Here is a 3225-nt window from a genome sequence, read left to right on the forward strand (position 1 = left end):
GCTTCTGATCTAAGCGGCCAACCACGAGGGGCTCAGCCGTTGGCTGGAAACTCACACCACCGCGCGAAGGATCAACGCCAGAATCGCCGGCACCGCCTGGATCATGAAAATGCGCCGGCTCACGCTGTACGCGCCATAGCAGCCCGCCACCACCACGCACGCCAGCGAGAACGTCACCAGCACCGGCTGCGCCAGCACCAGCCCCACCACGATGCCTGCCGCCAGGAAGCCGTTGTACAAGCCCTGGTTGGCCGCCAGCACGCGCGTGGTCTCTGCCTTCTCCGGCGTATTGCGAAACGTCTTCAGGCCCAGCGGGCGGGTCCACAGGAACATCTCCAGCACCAGGAAATACAGGTGCAGCACGGCAACCAGCACGGTCAGCAACAGCGCGAGCAACGACATCTATTCTCTCCTCGAAATGGGGGTCGCGACCTCAACGGTCGCGCGGCAGCTTCTTCTCTTCGCGCAGCACGCCAAACGCCGCCAGCGTCATCAACCCGGCTACGGCGACGCCACCGATGAACACCACGTGCGAGCCGAACAGCGACAGCCCCTTGTGCAGCCAGGCGAAGCTCAGGTCCGCGCCACGGTAGACCACCGTGTCGATCGCCGCGCCGGCCTTGTAGCGCCACTGGCGGTCTACGCGGGTGTAGACGGTTTCGCGGGCCGGCTTGGCCAGGGCGAATTCGCTGGCGCGGGTCATCACCTGCACCACCGCCACCATCAACGGCATCGGTGAAGCGGCCAGCACAGAGAAGCCGATCAGGATCGCAAAGCCGGGAATCAGCAACGCCGGGGCGATACCGTGGCGCGACAGCAGCCAACGGGTCAGCCCGAGCTGCATCAACAGTGCCAGCGCGTTCACCGCCAGGTCGATACGCGAGAAGAACGCGGTACTGGCAGCCGCATCGGTGAACGAGGCACGCACGATGGCGGCCTGCTGGTTGTACAGCAAGGTACCGACGCCCACGCCGAACACCACCATGATCGCCAGCCAGCGCAGCAGGGGCTCGCGCACGATCAGCTTCAGACCGTCCAGCACGCTGCCGCCCATCGGCTTCTCGCCCGATACCAGTTCCTGTTCGCGCTCGCGCAGCACGGCCCAATGCCGCAGGCGCCAGATGCATAGCAGGCAGACGGCCAGGAAGCCGGCCGACACCAGCATCAGGTTGGCGATGCCCACCCGCTGCACCAGCGCACTGGTGATGATTGGGCCGAGGAAGGCGCCGACCGTGCCGGCCGCACCGATATAGCCGTAGTACGCCCGCGCCTGCGCATTGGAGAACACGTCGGCCATGAAGCTCCAGAACACCGCCACCGCAAACAGGTTGAACACGGTGATCCAGAAGAAGAAAGCCATGCCACGCCCTGGCATGCCGCTGTCGAACAGCGCATAGAAGCCCAGCAGGGTGGCGATGAAGAAGCCATACACCGCCGGCAGGAACACCCGCCGCGGGAAGCGGCTGACCAGCCAGCCATAGACCGGCTGCAGCACCAGCATGATCACGAACACGCAGGAGAACAGGAACTGCAGGACGAAGTCCTTCAGCGCGATGCCGTGGCTGGCGAACCAGGCGATCAGCACCGGTGGGAACACCGTCTCCAGGTCGGCCGAGGCGGCCATCGCCTCGCGTACCGGGCGCAGCACGTAGTAACCGCTGAGCAGGCAGAAGAAGTACAGGAACGACCACCAGAGCGCCGGCGACTCGCGCAGCGCTGCGACCAGCTTCTTCAGCGGGCCGCCTGTCCCGGCCGCGCTCACGCGGCTCCCCTCGCCAGCAAACGGCGGTTGGACAGCGGCATGGCAGGCTCCGGGGGCAGTGAAGCGCGTACGTTATCCAATGCACTGCAACATCGCCAGCGCAGGCTGCACCGATGGCTGCAACGAAGTGTCACGGCATCGCACGCATGACACCTTCTGATGCCCGCTTTTACGGCGTCAAAAATCCAACTTTTTCAACAAGATGCGCATTCATCTTCGCTTTGTTTGTGCACAGGCGAAAAGCGGCGCTAGAATCATCCCCAGCAGTCGCGCACGGGTTCCAACCGATGAAAAAGAACAGCCTGCGTCGTCCGATCCGTTCGGCGGCCACCGGTTTGCTGGGCATGTTGATGCCCCTTGCCTTGTCCACCACCGCGCAGACCCCGCCGGCCTTGCCGCCGATGCCGACCAACATCGAGACCGCTGCCGGTGGCGCCATTGCCCACACCCAGCCGGCGGCCTACCGCACCGGCCTGGTGCCGCAGGTGCAGTTGCCGGCCGCTGGCTTCAACGTCGCCAACATCGAATCGATGGCGCAGCAGCTCACCTATGGCGAGCGCGTGCCGGGCATGGCGGTGGCCATCGTGCAGGGCGGCCGCGTGCTCAGCGCGCGCGGCTACGGCGTCACCGACGTCAACAACCCGTTGCCGGTCGACGCCCACACCGTGTTCCGCCTGGCGTCGCTGTCCAAGGCCTTCGCCGGCACCATGGCCGGCCTGCTGGTCAACGATGGCACCCTGCGTTGGGACAGCAAGGTCACCGACTATGTGCCGGGCTTCCGCCTGAACTCGCCGGAGGCCACCGACCGCCTGACCGTAGCCGATGTACTCAGCCACCGCGTCGGCCTGCCGTACAACGCCTACGACCGCGACATCGAAGGCAATGCCGAGTACTACGCGCTGACCCAGAAGCTGGCCAACACCGGCCTGAAGTGCCTGCCGGGCGACTGCTACGCCTACCAGAACGTGGCCTTCAGCCTGATCGGCGACGTCGTGTATGCCGCCTCCGGCAGCTTCTACGAGCAGTCGGTCGAACGCCGCATCTTCAAGCCGCTGGGCATGAACGATGCCAGCCTCGGCCTGGCCGGCATCCAGGCCAGCTCGCGCTGGGCGCGCCCGCACGTGCGCAGCCGCAACGGCTGGGTGTCGCTGACGCCGAAGCCGACCTATTACCGCGTTGCCCCGGCTGCCGGCGTCAACGCCAGTGCCAGTGACATGGCGCAGTGGCTGCTGGCCCATACCGGCCACCGTCCGGACGTGCTGCCGGCGCCGCTGCTGGCGACCCTGCACTCCAGCCTGATCAACACGCCCGGCGAGATGCGCTCGGGCTGGCGCCGCGAACGCCTGCACTCGGCCGGCTACGCGCTGGGCTGGCGCACCTTCGACTACGCCGGTCACGATGTCGTGTTCCATGCCGGCGCCGTGCAGGGTTACCGCGGTCTGGTGGCATTGGTGCCCGAGCGC

3 protein-coding genes are annotated in these 3225 nt (G+C 66.3%); 1 reads left to right on the forward strand and 2 read right to left on the reverse strand.

Annotation, left to right across the window (positions count from 1 at the left end):
* Positions 1–51: 51 nt before the first annotated feature.
* Positions 52–402 (reverse strand): DUF1304 domain-containing protein, encoded by a 351-nt coding sequence (locus DBR20_RS21125; RefSeq protein ID WP_108268258.1) that lies wholly within the window; start codon positions 400–402, stop codon positions 52–54.
* Between the two features lie 31 nt (positions 403–433).
* Entirely contained in the window at positions 434–1762 is a 1329-nt protein-coding gene (locus DBR20_RS21130) for an MFS transporter (RefSeq protein ID WP_108268260.1), read from the reverse strand.
* Between the two features lie 287 nt (positions 1763–2049).
* On the opposite strand from DBR20_RS21130, the gene DBR20_RS21135 reads away from it, so the two are divergent.
* The coding region (locus DBR20_RS21135; RefSeq protein ID WP_258223460.1) for a serine hydrolase domain-containing protein at positions 2050–3225 on the forward strand (1176 nt) is incomplete at its 3' end.

Source organism: Stenotrophomonas sp. HMWF023 (assembly GCF_003060985.1).
Classification (GTDB): Bacteria; Pseudomonadota; Gammaproteobacteria; order Xanthomonadales; family Xanthomonadaceae; genus Stenotrophomonas; species Stenotrophomonas lactitubi.